Source organism: Microbulbifer sp. CNSA002 (genome assembly GCF_047324085.1).
Classification (GTDB): Bacteria; Pseudomonadota; Gammaproteobacteria; order Pseudomonadales; family Cellvibrionaceae; genus Microbulbifer.
The window spans coordinates 2,907,192-2,925,263 of sequence record NZ_CP172449.1 but is presented as its reverse complement, the minus strand read 5'-3'; the positions used below and the strand labels follow the sequence as shown (position 1 = coordinate 2,925,263).

Here is an 18,072-nt window from a genome sequence, read left to right as displayed (position 1 = left end):
GATAATGATGACTGATGAACTCAGTTGGCTCGATAAGCCTGCACCAACCCCGGGCCAGAGTGCGCGCAATGCCGCGATTGCCCGCCAGAAGCAATTGATTAAGCCGCAAGGCGCGCTCGGTCGGCTCGAGAGCATTGCCGTGGATTTCGCCGGATTCCAGGGGAGGGAGCAACCCCTACTGAATAATTTGTCGGTGCGGGTATTCGGTGCTGATCACGGTATTGCAGCCCAGGGAACTTCCCGATTTCCTCAGGCAGTCACTTCTGTAATGCTAAAACTATTTTGCGAGGGCGGGGCGGCTATTAATGTGTTGAGCCGCGAGCAGAATGCTGACTTTGCCGCAATTAACCTGGGTTGTGTGGTCCCCGCTGAACACCCCGACCTGATTGATGAAGTTATAGCTCCCTCTACTGCGGATTTCTCCCAAGGTAACCCAGCTATGACCCAAGCGCAGCTGGCTCTTGCTCTTGATGCCGGTCGCCGCCAGTCTACCGATGCAGATTGTTTTATTGGCGGTGATATGGGTATTGGCAATACCACTTCCGCCGCTGCCATGTTTGCTGCCCTTTTTGAGCTAGAGGTTGGCAACATTACAGGGCGAGGAACAGGTATCGACGATGCAGTGCTCGCCCGCAAGGTGGAACTGATCGAATTTGCCTTGGAGCAGCATCGGGCAGCGCTGGGCTCGCCACTTGTTATTTTGCAAACTTTTGGTGGCTTTGAGATTGCAGCCTTAACAGGAGCGTTTGTCGCCAGTGCCCAGCGAGGTGTCCCTGTATTGGTTGATGGTTTTATGGCGACTGCTGCGGCAGCTATTGCCGGTGCTATTAATCCGTCAGTGAAACCCTGGTTGCTCTACGCCCATCTCTCTGACGAGCCTGGTCACAAACTAGCCCTCGAGTGCCTGGGGGTGAAGCCATTGCTGAGCTTCAATATGCGCCTTGGCGAAGGCACAGGTGCAGTGTTGGCCATAAGTATTATCAAGCAAGCGCTGAACCTGCATAACAAAATGTTCACGTTCAGTGAGGCAGGAGTGCCAGTTGCGGATTGATCTTTTACGACACGGTGCCTGCGAAGGTGGAAATATTTTTCGTGGCCAGATCGATGTGCCCCTAACCAGTGAGGGTAGGGAGCAGATGTTGCGAGGGCTTGCCGAACTCGATGGCTCCTGGGACCGAATTGTTACTTCACCCTTACAACGCTGCCAACGCTTTGCTGCTCAGCTTGCCCGAGAGAAAAAACTGCCGATAACTGAAGTTCCTGATATCCGGGAAATTGGTTTCGGGGACTGGGAGGGGCAGTCAGTCGATAAAATCTGGACTGAGCAACGAGCACAGTGTGAAGCCTGGGGGCGTGACCCAGAAAAGCACGCACCGCCGGGAGGTGAGCCCTTTCCTGTATTTCGATCCAGAGTTCTTCAAGCTATTGATAATCTAGCCCAGCAATATTCGGGAGAGTCCCTGCTGCTCATTACTCACGGTGGCGTTATCAAGTTGTTGCTCGCGTATGCGAATAACTGGCTTCCAGTGAAAATGATTTCACTGCAAGTTATTTACGGGTTTGCCGCATCGCTGAGATACGATTCGGACAATAAGTCCTTTACCGTTTCCTACCCAGAGCAATCAGCTTATGTTTATTGCCCGTAAGTTGTACAACCTATCCCAAGCATTTCTGTATGCGCTGGTATTTCTTACCCGGCTGCCGGTGGCGGGCTTGCTGCGGGAGGTGGACAAGGAAACGGTGAAACGGTCGATATATTTTTACCCCCTGGTTGGAGTGGTGATTGGTGTACTGTTATCCGGGGCCGCCTACCTTCTGGCTCCTTTAGGTACTCAGTTGCAAGCCGCAATACTATTGGGTTTCTGGGTGGTCCTGACAGGTGCACTACACCTCGACGGTCTTGCTGACTGTACTGATGCCTACTTTGCTGGACATAAATGCGCGGATCCTGAAGAGCAACGTCAGCATATTTTGAGAGTAATGCACGATCCCCACTGCGGCTCTATTGCAGTAGCGGCTGTTGTTGTTTTCCTACTGATCAAGTTCGCTGCAATTGCAGCCCTGCTAGAGCTAATAAACCCGGTAACAAAAGATGCTTGGGTCTATCTGCCGTTAGTGCTCTCACCTATGCTAGCCAGGGCTGCGGCCCTGGCTTTAATGGGAATTTCACAATACGCACGTGTTGAAGGCCATGTACCGCCCTCTGGCTCCGAACGCCGATGGGACCTATTGCCGGTAGTTGCAATCGTAGTTGCTATTGGATGTTTAGCGGCGCCAATACCCATTGCCATAGGCATCGTCTGTAGTTTGATTGCCCTGGTTTTATTCTGGCGTCGCCTGTGGGATAAGGCTATTGGTGGTTATACCGGCGATTGTTTGGGCGGTTTGGTCGAGATAAGTGAGTTGTCGATATTGATTTTATGGGTGGCAGTGGTTGCCAATGTGAGTTACGGAGCTGTTTAGAAGCTCCTTAGTTATAGTCGAGTTAAAGAGATGTCTCGAAGCAGTATTGTCCGTGTTGTTTTAACCTTGAACCTGTTATTGGTGAGTAATACTTGGGCGGATGATTCCGTGCGGGTAAAAGATGCCCGTGGCCAATGGGTTGAACTGCCTGCATCAGCAGAGCGTATTGTTGCGCTAGCGCCAAATATCGTGGAGAACTTTTACAGTGCCGGGGCAGGGGATAAGCTAATTGCTGCAGTAAGCTACAGTGACTACCCCGAGCAAGCCAAGCAATTACCGGAGATAGGTAACTATAAAGCGGTAAACTATGAAAGTTTACTATTGCTAAATCCCGATTTGATTGTTGCCTGGGGGTCGGGAAATGGCGATCAGATGATTAATAAACTGGAGGATCTCGGTTTTACAGTTTTCGTATCTGAATCTCACACTCTTGAAGATATCGCTGTGAATGTAAAGCGCTTCGGTACACTTGCAGGCACAAGTGACTATGCAGATAAATCTGCCGGAGAGTGGCTTGAGCGACTGAATCAAATACAGCTTAGCCATAAGGATCTGGATTCGGTCAGTGTTTTTTATCAAGTTTGGAATGAGCCACTGCAAACACTTAATGGCGACCACCTGATTAGCGATGTTATTGAAACCTGTGGCGGCCGTAATATATTTGCCGATGCATTGGTATTAGCACCGAAGATTAGTATTGAGTCTGTACTCGATAGAGACCCGAGAGTAATAATCGCCAGCGGCATGGGAGAAGGGCGGCCAGATTGGTTGGATGCCTGGGAAGCATACCCAAGAATTAATGCAGTTAAAGAGGGAAACCTGTTTCATGTACCACCGGATATCATTCAGCGACATACTTTTCGGGTGCTGGATGGTATGGAGATGGTTTGTGATCATCTGAACAATGCGCGAATGAAGGTTGATGCAGGTGCAACAGCTAAAAATGGTCTGTAATTCTCAATGACGTAGGGAAAATAAAATATTCCCGGGTATATTAAAGTAATTCATATATAAGGCTGTGATGAAATTCAGCTTAAGGAAGGAGGTATATACTGGAAACAGTATTGGGGGTTATAGTTTTCTTAGTGATCATTGGTGGATTGCTAGCTATTCCTTTTGGGGTGGTTAAATTAACTAATTTTGAGAAGGATAGACAAAATTGTTGGTCAATTTTTTGGCGTCATATCTCTAAAGATATAGCTGCTGGAAAGGTAGCCTTTGCCAGCCTTTTTTAGCGCTTTTTGTCTATTATGGATTCTATCACTCCTTGAAAGTTGGAGGTGATTCATCTGACACTTCAGTAACTACTTCGTGTGCTGCAATAGGGTTTTTTCTTATTTGTCATTCAGGCTTGATTGATCGTCGCTTCTTGAAGCTCCATATAGAAAATCTAAAGTTGCTGGCTGTGAGTGCAATATCTTTGGTTCTCGTTGAACTCAATGCTTCACTTTCGCTTACGACATTTGTTGGTGCTATGGCCATGATGATCTGCGCAGTAAAGTATTCTGTAGAGCAGGTGATTCTTGAGGCTGAGCGAGCTAGAGCCAAAGAAGAGAGGAAATCACGTAAAACCTAGCTTAGTTCTCTTTTATGGAGCCTGTTAGGCTGTAGAAGCTACTGAGTTATTATAAAATAACTGGAAATGTCAAGATTCGATGCCTTTCCTTCTTGCTGCTCCAGGGCCATAGCCAAAGTGTTTTTTAAATGCTTTACTAAAACTGGCCTCGGATTGATAGCCAAACTGATGGGCTACTTGAGCAGTTGAGTTTTTCTTTTCATAAAACTCTTGGTGAGCACGCTGCATTCTCCAATTGGTAACATACTGCATCGGTGTTTTTTTCACTAATAGCAGGAATTTTTCAGAGAATGATGATCGAGACATAGCAGCAAGTTTGGATAATTTATCAACTGTCCACGAGTACCCTGGATCAGAATGGATAGACTGTAAAACTTTTCCCAGCTTAGGGTCCGCGAGTGCTTTAATGTATCCATCGGTAAATTGTGAGCTCTTCATATGAGCGCGCACAATATAAATAAATAATATTTCGGACAAGCGATCAATAGCAATTTTCTCGCCAGGCAAATTGTTTTCTATCTCAAATGTTATAAAGCGAGTCACCGTTTCAATTAATGCAGCACCTTCAGCCAAATCATTCTGAACGATTAAAACCTCAGGTAAATCTTCATGCAGAGGATTCCAGCTAAAGTGATCGAGCTCAAAATAACCACATATCAAACTTGTAGCAGCCCTGCCTGAAGCCTGTCCCTCTTCGTTAGGCTGGTTAAGTTCCAGTTGAAGATCTGGTGTGTCCTGACTATGGGTTATTGTATGAACAGCATCATGAGGAAATACCACCAAGTCACCGGCCCTTAATGGTATTGGCACATCCTTAGAGGGTAAATGTAACCAGCAAACACCACGAGTAACAAGATGAAAGGTGGCCTTTTGCTCTCCGGAGGTGTCTACCCGCCAGGCGCCATAAAACTGGCTGTGTAAAAAAACATGTGCTTTTAAGTGGAAAACCCTGAGCAAATCACTTAACACGTCCATAACGGCAAACACCTAAAAACCATACAGTCATACGATCTGACATAAAATACATATTTTAAAGCATTTATCGTACAGATTGTGAGGATATTATACGTTCCAGGTTGAGTGCTAGCAATATCCTGCTTACTTGCCCTACATAACTTAAGAGCTTTGGATAGGAAAATAGCTGATGAACTTTTTAAATAATCTAGTAGCGCCAGTTGTGGCACTAGGGCTTATCTCTTTCTCATTAAATAGCTTTGCCGATCAAGTCGAGCCTGGTATGAAGATTGATCCAGAACGGACGGCAATCGTAATAACCGACCCGCAGAATGATTTCTTAAGCCCTAATGGTGTAACCTGGGGTGTAGTGGGGGAAAGTGTAGAAAAAAATAATACAGTTCAGAACCTCGAACGGTTAATGAAAGTTGCAGGGAAAAAGGATGTGCCTTTATTTATTTCCCCACACTATTACTACCCTCATGATCATAAGTGGAAGTTTGAGGGGAACCTCGAAGTGGTAATGCACAAACTTGGTATGTTCAACCGAGAAGACCCTCTAAGCTTAAACGGGTTTGAAAACTCTGGAGCTGATTGGTTGGAGCAATATAAGCCATATATAAATAATGGTAAGACTGTTGTGACCGGCCCGCATAAAATTTATGGCCCTGAGACAAATGATTTAGTACTCCAACTGAGAAAACAGGGGATTGATAAAGTAATTCTTGCAGGGATGTCTGCAAATCTATGCACAGAATCTCATATGCGCGAATTATTAGAACAGGGATTTGAAGTGGCTGTTGTAACCGATGCAACAGCTGGTGCAAATTTGCCTGAGGGCAATGGCTACGAAGCAGCAATGATTAACTTCAAGTATATGGCTAATGATATACTTACCACAAAAGAAGCGGTTAAATTGATTAAAAAGGAATTCTAAGTAAGCAAACGTAGGCATAATCAAATTCAATGTAAATCTGGTTTATAGTGAGTGGTTATGCCTACAAAGGATGTTTGCAGACATTTAATGGATAGGCTCTTTGGCTACCTGGATTTAGGTCTGAGGTATAAAACATTCTCCGAATTCATGTGTAGTGCAGTCGATTTGAATAAGCAGCTTGTTTGCTATCGGCTGAAATATGACACTTGAAAAAAGCCCAGTTGTAGGTGCCTTTCTCTACTTTGATGATCAATTTCAGGTGATGTCGTTTTTTGACATCCTTGTGGGTGCTGCGAAAAGGCGTAAAAAAATACTGGTTTGGACCTGATTACACATAGGAATGTCAGGTATACGGTGACAAAGGTTCTAAATAACTGTGGGCAGTGTTTCAGAAGGTTAAGTTTGCAGGGTATCTTGGCCTCACTATTCTCTTAACAATTTCACTTTGAGTTTCTAAGCTTGGAGAAGTCTGACATAAAAACCTATTGACGATCGGTTTTTGTCGCTCTACCATCATTCAAAGAACAGTTTTAACCTCTGGAATAATGGTCTATGCGACTTGGCGATCTTGAGAAACAGGTGCTCCAATACCTATGGGATAGAAAATCTGCGGATGCCAAACAGGTCCACTCGGACTTGAGTAGGGCCCGTGGAGGTTCTCTTAACACCATCCAGAGCACGCTGGATCGCCTTTACAAGAAAGGTTTGCTGTCTCGGGAGAAGCAGGGGCATGCATTCCAATACAGCCCGGCAGTGGAGCGCTACGAGTTTGTCGGACAGCTGATTCAAGACGTTACTCGTGAGTTCGTTGATGATGAGAACGGGTTGGTTGCCGCATTTACCTCCATCTCATCGGAGTTGAGCGAAAGCCAATTGGAGCAGCTGGAGCAGTTGATCGAAAGCCAGAAGATTAAGCGCCAGCAGGGTGAACGCTAATGATTTTGGGGCAGGTTGCACTCTGGCTAAACCTGCTGACTATTGCAGCGCTTGGTCTGTTTGTTGGTATTTTACTGGTGTCAGCTGCCAGCCTTTCCGTTTCCCGGTATTCACTTAGCTTGTCTGCCTGTAGCCGGCGTTTACTGCTGTGGAGCGCGGTATTGCTGCCGTGGTTCGCGGCTTCCACCGCCGCTGTAATCCTGGCTTTCCCCAGCCTTTTGGGAGGCGTTGCACCACTGGCGCACTGGCACCATATCAATGCTTTTAACCTCTACAGTTGGCACGGTGTTTTTACTATTGCGTTTCTTTTCTTTAGCGGTTTTTTGGCGTTTCAAAGTTTTAAACGAGCTCATCGCCATTTGGCGCAGCTCCGTTTGTTAATGCAACTTTGCGAAAGGGATAAGTCTGACCAGAGTATTATCCAGGCAAAGGGGCCCCAGGCTTTCACCAGTGGTCTGCTCCGTCCACAAGGGTTTTATACCAGCGGTCTGCGAGACCAGTTAACAGCGGAAGAGTTTGAGGTGGTGCGCCTGCATGAGGAAGCACATGCGCAAAAATTTGATCCTCTGAAGAAATTAATATTCGCCTTGTTTGCCAGCTTTTTCCCTACGCGTTTGGGGAATTACCTGAATCGGCAGATGGCGCTGTGTATGGAGCAGCGTGCAGATGCTTATGCCCATAGGCAGGGGTGGAGTGAGACTTTTATCGCCCAAACCCTACTTAAAGTAACCCGTATCTCCAATGGGTTGCATCCCAAAGAGAGAAGTTCAGCAATGGTCTGTTATTTCGCTCTTGACCAATTGGATGCTCGTATTCGTTACCTGCTGTCTGATGATAAGGGGCGCAGCTTACCCCCCTTGTTATTAGCTGGAATGTTTGTGGCTCTTACAGGCACTTGCCTTGTTTCGGTGGATGCGCTCCACCACACCGTCGAAACCCTTTTCTCCCACTAAGGAAGCCGAAGTGTTTAATTGTTTGCGTTTAGTCATAACTAAAAAACCGATTATAGATCGGTTTTTTGTGGCCGGAGCTGTGTTCTTTTTGGCCGCATTAAGTGGGTCCCTTAGGGCAGAACAGGGCGAGGAGTTATCGGGACTTACTTATGAGCAGGCAATTCTTAAAAGCTTGCAAAATCATCCTGAACTGGCGGGCTACCGATATCAGTTTGAAGCTGTGGATGCTCTATCCGAGCACGCCAAGCTAGGACCACGACCGGAGCTTAGTGTTGCCGCTGAGGGGGTGGGAGAGGATAAGAGCGGTGATGGCAGCGGCAGTTCCCAGGTAACAGTAGGTATCAGTTGGTTATTACAGGGTGATCTCGCAGAAAAACGTGTATTGGCTACACGCAGTAAGACTTCCGTGATTGAGGCCCAAAAGCAGGTTCTTGAGTTAGAAGTTGCCGCTAATACTGCGCGTTACTTTTTCCAGGTCCTGGCTCAGCAGGAACGCCTGGAAATTGCTAAAAGAGCAGTCGACCTGGCTCGCAGGATATCCGCTGAAATTAATCGTCAGGTTAGTGTTGGCAGAACGAATGAAGCCGATTCTTTTCGGGCGGAAGTCGACTTACAGCGTCGGCTCTTAGCTGTGGAAGATGTCGAGCACGAGTTGGATATTGCCAGATATCAATTAGCTGCCCAGTGGGGCTCCAGAGAGCCCAGTTTTCGTGCGGTGGCTGGTTCTCTTTCCAGTGTCCTTCCAGAAGTTGATTTATCTAGATTGCGAAGCTTGGTGGCGAGCAACCCAAATTTGGAAATATTCATGAGCCGCGAGCGCGTGGCGCAGGCGGAAATTGATTTGGCACGTGCAGAAGCGGGCATTCAGTGGAGGATTGATACAGGAATTCGTCGCAACGAAGCGAGCGGAGATTATGGGTTGGTGGCAGGGTTCGCAATCCCACTAGGTAAGGGTGACCGTAATCGCGGCAAGGTATCTGCTTTGAGGGCGGAACAAAATCGTTTCCGAACAGAAAGAAATGCGAAAGAGATTGAGTTGGATACACAGCTCTTTGTGATGACCCAAAGGCTACAGCATCACCGGCACGTAGCTACCGCCTTGAATGAAAAGATGATTCCCAGTTTGGATAAAGCGCTCATCGCTACGCAAAAAGCCTATCGACGTGGCCGCTATAACTACTCGGAGTTGGCTCTAGCCCAACAGGGGCTTAGCGATGCGCAGCTTTCACTGCTCCAGGCACAGTACAACGCACACCTTAGCCTGATTGAAATTGAAAAACTTACCGGCCTGTCATTGGCACAGATAAGCGAGAGCGAGAGCGAGATATGAGATCCGCAGTTTTTTCCAGCCTGATATTCGGTGCTTTACTTTCCTTGTTCCTAAGTGGCAGCGGCAGTGTGTATGCGGCCGGAGCTGTCGCAGAGGCAGAACCGGAAAAAGGGCCCAATCGTGGGCGCATGTTGAGAGAAGGTGATTTTGCCGTTGAGCTAAGTATTTATGAAACTGGTGTTCCTCCGGAGTTTCGGGTTTGGGTGAGTAACGATGGAGAGCTGGTTAATCCTCGGCAGGTTGATCTTAAAGTGGTTCTTACAAGGCTTGGAGATGGAGAGGATCACATCGAGTTCAGGCCTGAGGGGAATTATCTGCGTGGCGATATGGTGATCTATGAGCCCCACTCATTTGTTGTGACTCTAACAGCCAAGTACCAGGGGCACGAATACCGTTGGCAATACGATAATTTTGAGGGGCGAACCCGTATCGAATCCGGTATTGCTGAATCCATGGAAATTGATACGGAAACCGTCGGCCCCGCCAGGATGAGTGAGACCAACCGCGCTTATGGCAGACTTATTGTAGATCCAGAACAGGTACGTGAAATCCGTGCGCGTTTCGATGGATTTGTAGAAACTGTGCAGGTGGGATTGGGGGAGCGCGTTAAAAAAGGGCAACCCCTGATTGCAATTAACAGCAATCAAAACCTGAAAACTTACAGTATTAAATCCCCCATTACCGGTGTGGTAATTCAGCGCAATGTAAACCCTGGTGAACAGACCGCAGGTAGAGCTTTATTAACGGTTGCCGATGATACTGCCTTGTTGGCAGAGCTGGATGTTTTTCCCTCGACACGCCCCCAGATTCACCAGGGCGCGCCCGTTTCCGTAAATATCAAGTCCCTGGAAACTCCTCTGCTCGGGGTAGTGAAACAAATTGATACTTTGATGAAGCCCAACCAGGCCACTGCCGTTCGAGTGTCACTGCAAGATATTCCCTCAGGCCTCGCACCAGGTTCTTTTGTAAGTGGCGATATCCAAGTTGCTGAATATGAGGTGCCTCTCGCTGTCAAGCGTTCCGGTTTACAAGCGTTCCGTGATTTTACTGTCGTTTATGCCAAGGTGGGCGATCAATATGAAGTACGCATGTTGGAGCTGGGGCGAGAAGCAGGCGATTGGGTTGAAGTGCTGGGGGGGATTCGACCGGGAATCGAATATGTCACCGGTAACAGCTACATCATTAAAGCGGACATTGAAAAGTCCGGTGCATCCCACGATCACTGAGGGTTCGACATGCTTGAGTACTTGATAAGAACCTCAATTCAAAATCGCGGGCTGGTTATTGCCCTTGTGCTACTACTGTGCGGTTTGGGCATTTGGAATTTCACCCGGCTGCCCATTGATGCGGTACCGGATATCACCAATATCCAGGTGGTTATTAATACGGAGGTACCGGGGTATACCCCTAAAGAAGTTGAGCAACGGGTTACATACCCAGTGGAAAATGCAATGGCTGGTTTACCAAGCCTTGCTTATACACGCTCCGTTTCGCGGTATGGATTGTCGCAGGTTACGGTGATTTTTGAAGATGGCACCGATATTTATTTTGCCCGCCAGTTAGTGAATGAACGGCTCACTAGTGTACGTGGTGCACTGCCTGCTGGTTTGGAGCCAGAGCTTGGACCCATCGCCACAGGTCTTGGCGAAATCTTTATGTTCACAGTGGACTCCGAACCCGGAGCCACCAATGCTGATGGCAGTGCAGTAACACCTAAGGACTTGCGTTCGGTGCATGACTGGATTGTGCGCCCGCAGTTATTGCGTGTACCAGGTGTGGTGGAAGTCAATCCGATTGGCGGATTCAAGAGAGAAATTCTGATTGCTATAGAGCCAGAGAAACTGCTGGCATTTGGCCTGACCCAAGAAGACCTGATTCGCTCGATCGAGGAGAACAATCGTAACCGCGGTGTAGGCTTTATTGAACACAGTGGCGCCCAGTGGTTGTTGCGGGTTCCGGGGCAGGCAAGCTCGTTAGAGACACTGAAGGATTTCCTGGTAGCGGAAGTGAGAGGCGTTGCTGTTCGCCTTGGTGACTTGGCCAAGATTGAAGAGGGGCGTGAAATGCGCACCGGTGCGGCTACTCAGAACGGCAGGGAAGTGGTGATGAGCACCGTTTTCATGCTGGTTGGCGAAAATAGTCGCACCGTTGCAGGTGCAGTTGGTGAAAAGTTAGAGGATATCAAACAGAGTCTACCACCTGGTATCACATTGACTGCAGTTTATGATCGTACCGGTCTGGTTGACCAGACATTGCGCACGGTCCAAACCAATCTTATGGAAGGTGCGCTGCTGGTTATCGCGGTTCTTTTCCTGCTGCTGGGGAATGTTCGCGCAGCAATCCTAACCGCGCTGGTCATTCCGGTGGCCATGTTAATGACCATCACCGGCATGGTGCAGGCCCGCGTAAGTGCAAACTTGATGAGTCTGGGGGCGCTGGACTTTGGCTTGTTGGTGGATGGGGGCATCATTATTGTCGAGAACTGTCTGCGACGCCTCAGCGAATCCGCCCGCGAGCGTGGCCAGTTAGATCTAAAAGAACGGCTTACACTGGTATTCCAATCGACGCGGGAAGTGATTCGCCCGGCCATGTTTGGTGTGTTCATTATCACAGCAGTGTATTTACCCATTTTTGCCCTGACCGGAGTGGAGGGCAAGATGTTCCATCCGATGGCAATTACCGTGGTGATTGCGCTGCTATCTGCGATGTTTCTTTCCATCACTTTGGTGCCAGCCGGCATAGCGCTGCTATTTCGCAAACCGGTGATCGAAAAGAAAAACCCTGCACTTGAGAAGTTGAATAGCTTTTATCGCCCGGCCTTGGAGTTTGCACTGCGCCAGCGTGGCATGGTTGTCGCTATTGCTGCGTTACTGGTGTTGGTCTCCGGTTATACGGCGAGCAGAATGGGTAGCGAATTTGTGCCGAATCTGGATGAAGGCGATATTGCCATGCACGCCTTGCGTATTCCCGGCACATCCCTGGAACAAGCGATTGCACTACAAAAATCCCTAGAGGAGCGGATTAAAGAGTTGCCCGAAGTGGAGCGTGTATTCGCCAAAATTGGTACTGCGGAAGTGGCTACCGATGCCGTTCCCCCAAGTGTTGCCGATAACTTTATTATCCTGAAACCCAGGTCTCAGTGGCCAGATCCGGATAAACCAAAAGAGCAATTGGTAGAAGAGCTGGCAAAGCTGGTAGAACCAATTCCCGGCAACCGCTATGAATTTCTCCAGCCAATCCAGATGCGCTTTAACGAGCTTTTAGCGGGGGTACGCGCGGAATTGGCGATCAAAGTCTTTGGCGATGACTTCGAGCAATTAGAGCGTTTGGGCAGTGAAATTGAAGCGGCTATAGGCAGTGTAGAAGGCGTTGCTGATATACAGGTGGAGCAAACCAGCGGTTTACCGGTTCTCGCCATTGTTCCTGACCAGGCCGCACTAACCCAGTATGGGCTGGCTATCAGTCAGGTACAGGAGCAGCTGGCAACCGCCCTGGGAGGTACGGTTGCTGGCCGCTTTTATGAAGGAGACCGCCGCACCGATATTTTTGTGCGTTTGCCAGAGGTATTGCGCCAGGATTTGGATGCGCTAAAGAAACTGCCGATTCATCGACCCAATGGCAACTATGTGCCCCTGGAGGAAATTGCCAGCTTGGAGCTCACCGCCGGTATCAATCAGGTTTTCCGCGAGAACGGTAAACGCAGGGTAGTAGTAACAGCCAATGTGCGGGGTAGGGATTTGGGTAGCTTTGTTGCTGATGTGCAGCAGTCCGTTTCCGAGAAAGTGGAAATACCACCCGGTTACTGGGTTGAATACGGCGGAACTTATCAAGCGCTACAGTCTGCTACTGAACGCTTATCGATTGTAGTGCCGCTGACTCTTGTGTTGATTATGGGGCTTCTCCTGCTGGCGCTTTGCTCCATAAAAGATGCGGCAATTATCTTTACCGGTATACCCCTCGCATTAACCGGCGGTGTGCTCTCTTTAATGTTGCGGGATATCCCGTTCTCCATTTCCGCAGCCGTTGGTTTTATCGCACTTTCCGGGATTGCCATCCTTAACGGCCTGGTGATGGTTTCCTTTATTCGCGATCTGCGTGACCAAGGTTACAGCATAGAAAATGCCATTATTGAGGGCGCCCTGATCCGATTACGTCCGGTCATTAGTACCGCACTGGTTGCCTCACTCGGTTTTGTGCCCATGGCCCTGAATACTGGTATTGGCTCTGAGGTACAGCGCCCACTGGCTACGGTGGTTATTGGCGGTATTGTCTCATCAACAATCCTGACACTTTTAGTGTTGCCGGCACTCTACAGAATTTTACATGGCAGGAATGCCAAGTCGGAAAGCTTACAAGATAACCCTGAAGTGGCTCTGGCTGGAGCCAGTTAACTGGGCCTGTGTACGCTTTGGTTCACAAGAATTTAGAACTTTAATAACGGGAGATAGTAACGTTGCACAATAGTTTAAAAACAGTTTTCGGTTTGATGGCGCTGATAGCAGGTATGGTGATATCAGCGCCACTATTTGCCCATGGAGTGGACGATGCTACCAAGACTTTTCTTGCCGGCAACGAAGGGGTATCTATTATTCCCTTTCTATATATTGGCGCCAAGCATATGGTGACTGGCTATGACCATCTGCTGTTCCTGGTGGGAGTCATTTTCTTTTTATATCGATCAAAAGATGTTCTCATCTACGTAAGCTTCTTTACGCTCGGTCATAGCTTGACCCTTTTATTTGGAGTGCTAAACGACACCCATGTGAATGCCTATTTGATCGATGCCATTATTGGATTATCCATTGTCTATAAAGGCTTCGATAATCTCGGCGGCTTCAAACGGGTTTTTGGCTTCCAGCCTAATACCAAGGCTGCCGTACTGATTTTTGGGCTCTTCCACGGTTTTGGTTTGGCAACCAAATTACAGGAATTCAAGCTGTCCAGCGATGGGTTGGTGGAGAATATCCTGGCCTTTAATGTCGGAGTAGAAATTGGTCAGTTTGTTGCGTTGCTGTTTATTCTTCTCGCCATCAATTATTGGCGTCGCTTTGACAGTTTCCTGCGCTTTTCCACCATGACAAATACCTTGCTAATGAGTGGTGGACTGATGTTGGTGGGTTACCAGATGACAGGCTACTTCGTAGGTTAGATAGCCAGAAAGTGACTTTATAAAGTTAATTAATACATGGGTAAACCACCGCCTCTGGCGGTGAGACTTGACAAGGCTCTGCCGTTCCGGCGTGCAGAGTAAAAATATGGCGTCCATGAACCGGCAAGTTCTTTAAGGAGGCCATATGCGAGATTGGCAGTGCCAAGCTCACGTGAAACATTATTGCAGGTACCATGTGGTATTTGTGCCCAAGTATCGAAAGAAAGCGTTAGTTGGGGCATTGAGACGTGAGATTGGAGCAATATTCCGAGACTTGTGTCGTCAAAAAGGCATTGAGTTGGTCGAGGGGTACGCAATGAGGGATCACATTCATATGTTGTTAATGATTCCTCCCAGGTTAAGTGTTTCCAATACGGTTGGGTTTCTGAAAGGGAAATCTGCGATCCGGATATTTCGGAAGTACAAGCATGTACAGAGAAATTTCACAGGAAGACGTTTTTGGGCTCGGGGCTACTGCGTGAGTACAGTAGGGCTTGATGAGCAGATGATTCGAGAGTACATCAAGAATCAAGAGGTTGAAGAACGCCGGCAAGAGCAGATGCAATTGGCGGGATTGTAACAAGCCCCCTCTGGGGGCTTTCACCATACCACCCGCTATGCGGGTGGTTGCTGATTGAACAGAAAGAACACAGATTTAGAGCTTACAGAATGAATACAACTGAAATGCCAGTGCAGACTGCACAAACACTGATTAAATCCACACTTGCTGCTGGTGTGCTTGCAGCCATTATGTTGACCACAGTAATCCTGCCAGCTGAATACAATATAGATCCTACTGGAATTGGCAGTGCACTGGGGCTGACTGAATTAAACAGTCAAGAGCAGGAAGTTGCGGTACCAGAAGTAGTGCAGCGTGGCGAGCAGACCTTTGCTTATCGGACCGACACCACAACTATTGAAGTGCCCGCTGGCCGTGGGATTGAATACAAATTTCAATTGGATAAATACGGCCATCTGGAGTACGAGTGGGTAACGGAGAGTGGTGAACTTTACTTTGATTTTCACGGCGAACCCACAGGCGATACTACCGGTTACTTTGAGAGCTTTGCTATTGCTACCGCAAATAAAATGAGTGGCTCTCTCACTACGCCTTTTGATGGTTCCCATGGCTGGTATTGGAAGAATAACGGTCAGGAATCTGTGAAGATCACTCTAAAAACAAAGGGGTTCTACGAGGTTGTTGGACTCAAACAGTAACGTTTTTTATCAACATTCGCTAAAACCGAGAAGAAAGAGAGCATTATGAACAAACTTATTCGAGTCATCTGTGTATCAGTTACCTTAGGCTTCGCAAATCTTGCTTTCGCCCATGGTGATCACGAGAGAGACAATTTTGCTACCGTATCGATGGCTGAAGCTAAGGGCATCGCCAGCCAGGAAGTGGCTCGCCTAATCAAAGAGGGCAAGCTCAACAAGTCCTGGGCCGACATGCCACTCAATGTTGCAATACAGCGTGTCGACAACCAGCGACAGTGGGTTGTTAGCACTCAGGGCAAGGATGGGGGGCTGGATAAAATACTGAAAGTGTTTTTATCAACGGAAGGGTACTTTCTTTCTTTTAAAATGACTGATCGTTAAAAAATCAGTAATGTTCCTGCACTGCTGTCTGTAGGCATCGGCGCAGGAACATGACCTATAACTCTGATATGCCCAGTGCGGCTATGAGGGTAATTATAGCTCTACATTTAGGCTTCTTTTTTACTGAACTGGCTAGCTGCGTTTTTAAAGAATGTCTTGAGCAAAGTTGGTTTTCTGCCCAATAACTTTTCTACCTGGTTAGAAGGTTCAATGGTGTGCCCCCACTCGCGGGTTACAGGCCAAAGCTGTGCCAACGCATCGGCAGCTCTCTCTGAACCCCCCAAATTTAATAATGCTGACCTTGCTGCTTCATCACTAATAGGTTGATAGGTTACCTTCCTCTGCAGGACTTCAGATAATATATTTGATATATCTGTATAAGTTAATTTTTCTGCTCCAGTAAGAATATACTTCTTACCGATATGCTCGTCCGGTTCTATTAGTATTTTGGCTGCTACATCACCGATATCCTGATGGTCAACAGTAACAATAGCTGCCCCTGGTACAGAGCCAAATGGAGCGCTAATTGTGTTTTGGTGAGCAATTTCTTCTGCAGAGGCAAAGAAATTGCTGTTAAAACTGGCGGGCTGAAGAATTGTCCAGTTTAACGTTGATTCGATAAGATGCTCTTCTGCCTCTCCCAACCATCTAGCTATGTCAATTGGTGAATCCTTATCAGCACCTAAGCCGGAGATTTGTACAATATGCTTTACTCCAGCTTGCTCCGCTATACGAATAAAAGCGGCATGCTTATTAGTAAATGAAGGTTCGAATGCTGTAACCAAAAAGGCAGTCTCGATACCTTGCATAGCTTCCAGTAGTGAGGATTCATTCTCATAGTCTCCTATTACATAGCTGATATTGTCAGCTACGATTGGAGCTCTAGAAAGATCCCGAAGCAGGGCCCTGACTGGTATATTGGTGTTAGCAAAGTTTTTCAGAACGGCTTTGCCGTTATTTCCGGTGCCGCCGGTAATTAAGATTTTTTCCATGATTACACCTAAGTGAAATTGATATATTTGTAAGTTAAGAGTTTTGTGCCACTAATGAGGGGTAGTCTAAATACCCGCGTTCATCGCCAGCGAAAAATGAAGACATATCCTCTTCGTTAAAGGGGCCATTATTTGCGAGGCGCTCTACGAGGTCCGGATTGGATATAAATAAACGGCCAAATGAAATGTAATCGGCAGAGCCATCGGCAATGGCATTGTTTGCGGATTTAAGATCATACATTCCATTGGCTACGTAAAGACCTTTATAGGTTTTGCGTAGCTGGGTGTGGTCAATACTTGGTTGGTTCTCTCTGTCCCAGGCCCGTTCCATCATCTGTAGATAGGCAAGGTTATATCTGTTCAGTTGGTTGACAACATATAGATAGGTTTTTTGAGCATTACTGTCCGTCAAGCTGATTTCCGGAGATAGCTTGATTCCAACTCTATTTGATCCCCAGACCTCACATAATGCAGAAGTTACTTCGAAGATGAAGCGAGCTCTGTTTTCTATACTGCCGCCGTAGGCATCTGTACGATGATTGGTGCTGTCGTGAAGAAACTGAGCCGGAAGGTAAGGCCCAGCAGCGTGAAGTTCAACTCCATCAAAGCCGGCTATAAGCGCATTCTTAGCTGCCTGCTTATATTCCGCGATAATACTTTGAATCTCATCACATGTTAGAGCCTTCGGAACTGCATAGGGCTTCTTTCCCTCATAAGTATGTGCTTCACCTTCAGCTGCAATTGCCGAGGGAGCAACAGGCGCTTGACCGCCGAAAAGGTCTGGATGTACTTCTCGGCCCATGTGCCAGAGTTGGATAAAAATTTTTCCTCCCTGACGATGTACAGCATCGGTAACCTTTTTCCAGCCCGTGATTTGCTCTTCCGTAAAAATGCCTGGGGTATTCACCCATCCAAGCCCTTGGGCTGAGATCGCGGTAGCTTCCGAGATAATCATCGCCGCACTGGCACGCTGGGCGTAATACTTGGCGTTAACGTCTGTTGGTACGCCATCTCGACCGATCCTTGCACGTGTTAAGGCAGCCATAATGATACGGCTATCAGTTTCCATATGGCCGAGCTTTCCGTGGGAAAAAAGGCTCAGGTCACTGCCTTTTTTAGTCATTTCTGTTGACTCTGCTTGTTTCGACAGGACGCAGATTATCCATACTCTCGATAAAATAAT

Annotated in this window: 19 protein-coding genes; 16 read left to right on the top strand and 3 right to left on the bottom strand. The window is 47.6% G+C overall.

The features are described from left to right. The first annotated feature begins 4 nt into the window (after positions 1–4). The 6 genes from cobT to ACG1BZ_RS12990 all read left to right on the top strand — a co-directional run bounded on the left by cobT (position 5) and on the right by ACG1BZ_RS12990 (position 4,039). On the top strand, positions 5–1,051 hold the full coding sequence (gene cobT / locus ACG1BZ_RS13015; RefSeq protein ID WP_413662188.1) for a nicotinate-nucleotide--dimethylbenzimidazole phosphoribosyltransferase: 1,047 nt from the start codon (positions 5–7) through the stop codon (positions 1,049–1,051). Further along, the gene (locus ACG1BZ_RS13010) at positions 1,041–1,646 is read left to right on the top strand and encodes a histidine phosphatase family protein (RefSeq protein WP_413662187.1); all 606 of its coding nucleotides are present in this window, start codon (positions 1,041–1,043) and stop codon (positions 1,644–1,646) included. Before cobT ends, ACG1BZ_RS13010 begins: the two co-directional genes overlap by 11 nt. After that, positions 1,630–2,463, top strand: a complete 834-nt coding sequence (gene cobS, locus ACG1BZ_RS13005; protein ID WP_413662186.1) for an adenosylcobinamide-GDP ribazoletransferase — start codon at positions 1,630–1,632, stop codon at positions 2,461–2,463. Before ACG1BZ_RS13010 ends, cobS begins: the two co-directional genes overlap by 17 nt. Before the next feature lie 30 nt (positions 2,464–2,493). Then, positions 2,494–3,417 carry a cobalamin-binding protein gene (locus tag ACG1BZ_RS13000; protein WP_413662185.1) on the top strand — a complete coding sequence of 308 codons (924 nt, stop codon included), beginning with the start codon at positions 2,494–2,496 and terminating at the stop codon, positions 3,415–3,417. Between the two features lie 110 nt (positions 3,418–3,527). Then, positions 3,528–3,698 (top strand): hypothetical protein, encoded by a 171-nt coding sequence (locus tag ACG1BZ_RS12995; protein WP_413662184.1) that lies wholly within the window; start codon positions 3,528–3,530, stop codon positions 3,696–3,698. A 32-nt stretch (positions 3,699–3,730) separates the two neighbouring features. Beyond that, entirely contained in the window at positions 3,731–4,039 is a 309-nt protein-coding gene (locus ACG1BZ_RS12990) for a hypothetical protein (protein ID WP_413662183.1), read from the top strand. Positions 4,040–4,108: 69 nt separating this feature from the next. On the opposite strand, the gene ACG1BZ_RS12985 is transcribed toward ACG1BZ_RS12990, so the two are convergent. Further along, a complete protein-coding gene (locus ACG1BZ_RS12985; protein ID WP_413662182.1) occupies positions 4,109–5,014 on the bottom strand; it encodes an AraC family transcriptional regulator in 906 nt (301 codons plus the stop codon). Between the two features lie 169 nt (positions 5,015–5,183). Here ACG1BZ_RS12985 and ACG1BZ_RS12980 point away from each other — a divergent pair, with 169 nt between their 5' ends. From ACG1BZ_RS12980 to ACG1BZ_RS12935, 10 genes are all read left to right on the top strand, one after another. Then, positions 5,184–5,930, top strand: a complete 747-nt coding sequence (locus ACG1BZ_RS12980) for a cysteine hydrolase (protein ID WP_413662181.1) — start codon at positions 5,184–5,186, stop codon at positions 5,928–5,930. Positions 5,931–6,482: 552 nt separating this feature from the next. After that, a complete protein-coding gene (locus ACG1BZ_RS12975; RefSeq protein WP_413662180.1) occupies positions 6,483–6,866 on the top strand; it encodes a BlaI/MecI/CopY family transcriptional regulator in 384 nt (127 codons plus the stop codon). Continuing rightward, positions 6,866–7,819, top strand: a complete 954-nt coding sequence (locus ACG1BZ_RS12970; protein ID WP_413662179.1) for a M56 family metallopeptidase — start codon at positions 6,866–6,868, stop codon at positions 7,817–7,819. The genes ACG1BZ_RS12975 and ACG1BZ_RS12970 overlap by 1 nt, the downstream gene beginning before the upstream one ends. 88 nt (positions 7,820–7,907) lie before the next feature. Continuing rightward, positions 7,908–9,149: a TolC family protein gene (locus ACG1BZ_RS12965; RefSeq protein ID WP_413662178.1), complete on the top strand. Its 1,242-nt coding sequence runs from the start codon at positions 7,908–7,910 to the stop codon at positions 9,147–9,149. Continuing rightward, positions 9,146–10,375, top strand: coding sequence for an efflux RND transporter periplasmic adaptor subunit (locus tag ACG1BZ_RS12960; RefSeq protein ID WP_413662177.1), 1,230 nt, complete (start codon positions 9,146–9,148; stop codon positions 10,373–10,375). The genes ACG1BZ_RS12965 and ACG1BZ_RS12960 overlap by 4 nt, the downstream gene beginning before the upstream one ends. A 9-nt stretch (positions 10,376–10,384) precedes the next feature. Continuing rightward, the gene (locus tag ACG1BZ_RS12955) at positions 10,385–13,540 is read left to right on the top strand and encodes an efflux RND transporter permease subunit (RefSeq protein WP_413662176.1); all 3,156 of its coding nucleotides are present in this window, start codon (positions 10,385–10,387) and stop codon (positions 13,538–13,540) included. Positions 13,541–13,635: 95 nt separating this feature from the next. Next, positions 13,636–14,298: a HupE/UreJ family protein gene (locus ACG1BZ_RS12950; RefSeq protein WP_413665866.1), complete on the top strand. Its 663-nt coding sequence runs from the start codon at positions 13,636–13,638 to the stop codon at positions 14,296–14,298. A 145-nt stretch (positions 14,299–14,443) separates the two neighbouring features. Continuing rightward, complete coding sequence (gene tnpA / locus ACG1BZ_RS12945) at positions 14,444–14,878, top strand: IS200/IS605 family transposase (protein WP_413662175.1); 435 nt, start codon at positions 14,444–14,446, stop codon at positions 14,876–14,878. A gap of 89 nt (positions 14,879–14,967) precedes the next feature. Then, positions 14,968–15,516 (top strand): hypothetical protein, encoded by a 549-nt coding sequence (locus tag ACG1BZ_RS12940; protein WP_413662174.1) that lies wholly within the window; start codon positions 14,968–14,970, stop codon positions 15,514–15,516. 45 nt (positions 15,517–15,561) lie between these two features. After that, complete coding sequence (locus tag ACG1BZ_RS12935; RefSeq protein ID WP_413662173.1) at positions 15,562–15,897, top strand: DUF6488 family protein; 336 nt, start codon at positions 15,562–15,564, stop codon at positions 15,895–15,897. A gap of 107 nt (positions 15,898–16,004) precedes the next feature. On the opposite strand, the gene ACG1BZ_RS12930 is transcribed toward ACG1BZ_RS12935, so the two are convergent. Together ACG1BZ_RS12930 and ACG1BZ_RS12925 are read right to left on the bottom strand one after the other, a co-directional pair. Further along, complete coding sequence (locus ACG1BZ_RS12930) at positions 16,005–16,889, bottom strand: SDR family oxidoreductase (protein ID WP_413662172.1); 885 nt, start codon at positions 16,887–16,889, stop codon at positions 16,005–16,007. Positions 16,890–16,923: 34 nt separating this feature from the next. Then, positions 16,924–18,012, bottom strand: a complete 1,089-nt coding sequence (locus ACG1BZ_RS12925) for an alkene reductase (RefSeq protein ID WP_413662171.1) — start codon at positions 18,010–18,012, stop codon at positions 16,924–16,926. Positions 18,013–18,072: the final 60 nt, after the last annotated feature.

Coding starts and splice junctions, on each gene's coding strand:
- ACG1BZ_RS12950 (WP_413665866.1), top strand. CDS start 13,636: ATGGCGCTGATAGCAGGTATGGTGATATCAGCGCCACTATTTGCCCAT.
- ACG1BZ_RS13000 (WP_413662185.1), top strand. CDS start 2,494: ATGTCTCGAAGCAGTATTGTCCGTGTTGTTTTAACCTTGAACCTGTTA.
- ACG1BZ_RS12935 (WP_413662173.1), top strand. CDS start 15,562: ATGAACAAACTTATTCGAGTCATCTGTGTATCAGTTACCTTAGGCTTC.
- cobT (WP_413662188.1), top strand. CDS start 5: ATGATGACTGATGAACTCAGTTGGCTCGATAAGCCTGCACCAACCCCG.
- ACG1BZ_RS12955 (WP_413662176.1), top strand. CDS start 10,385: ATGCTTGAGTACTTGATAAGAACCTCAATTCAAAATCGCGGGCTGGTT.
- ACG1BZ_RS12985 (WP_413662182.1), bottom strand. CDS start 5,014: ATGGACGTGTTAAGTGATTTGCTCAGGGTTTTCCACTTAAAAGCACAT.
- tnpA (WP_413662175.1), top strand. CDS start 14,444: ATGCGAGATTGGCAGTGCCAAGCTCACGTGAAACATTATTGCAGGTAC.
- ACG1BZ_RS12925 (WP_413662171.1), bottom strand. CDS start 18,012: ATGACTAAAAAAGGCAGTGACCTGAGCCTTTTTTCCCACGGAAAGCTC.
- cobS (WP_413662186.1), top strand. CDS start 1,630: ATGTTTATTGCCCGTAAGTTGTACAACCTATCCCAAGCATTTCTGTAT.
- ACG1BZ_RS12975 (WP_413662180.1), top strand. CDS start 6,483: ATGCGACTTGGCGATCTTGAGAAACAGGTGCTCCAATACCTATGGGAT.
- ACG1BZ_RS12940 (WP_413662174.1), top strand. CDS start 14,968: ATGAATACAACTGAAATGCCAGTGCAGACTGCACAAACACTGATTAAA.
- ACG1BZ_RS12930 (WP_413662172.1), bottom strand. CDS start 16,889: ATGGAAAAAATCTTAATTACCGGCGGCACCGGAAATAACGGCAAAGCC.
- ACG1BZ_RS12970 (WP_413662179.1), top strand. CDS start 6,866: ATGATTTTGGGGCAGGTTGCACTCTGGCTAAACCTGCTGACTATTGCA.
- ACG1BZ_RS12960 (WP_413662177.1), top strand. CDS start 9,146: ATGAGATCCGCAGTTTTTTCCAGCCTGATATTCGGTGCTTTACTTTCC.
- ACG1BZ_RS12980 (WP_413662181.1), top strand. CDS start 5,184: ATGAACTTTTTAAATAATCTAGTAGCGCCAGTTGTGGCACTAGGGCTT.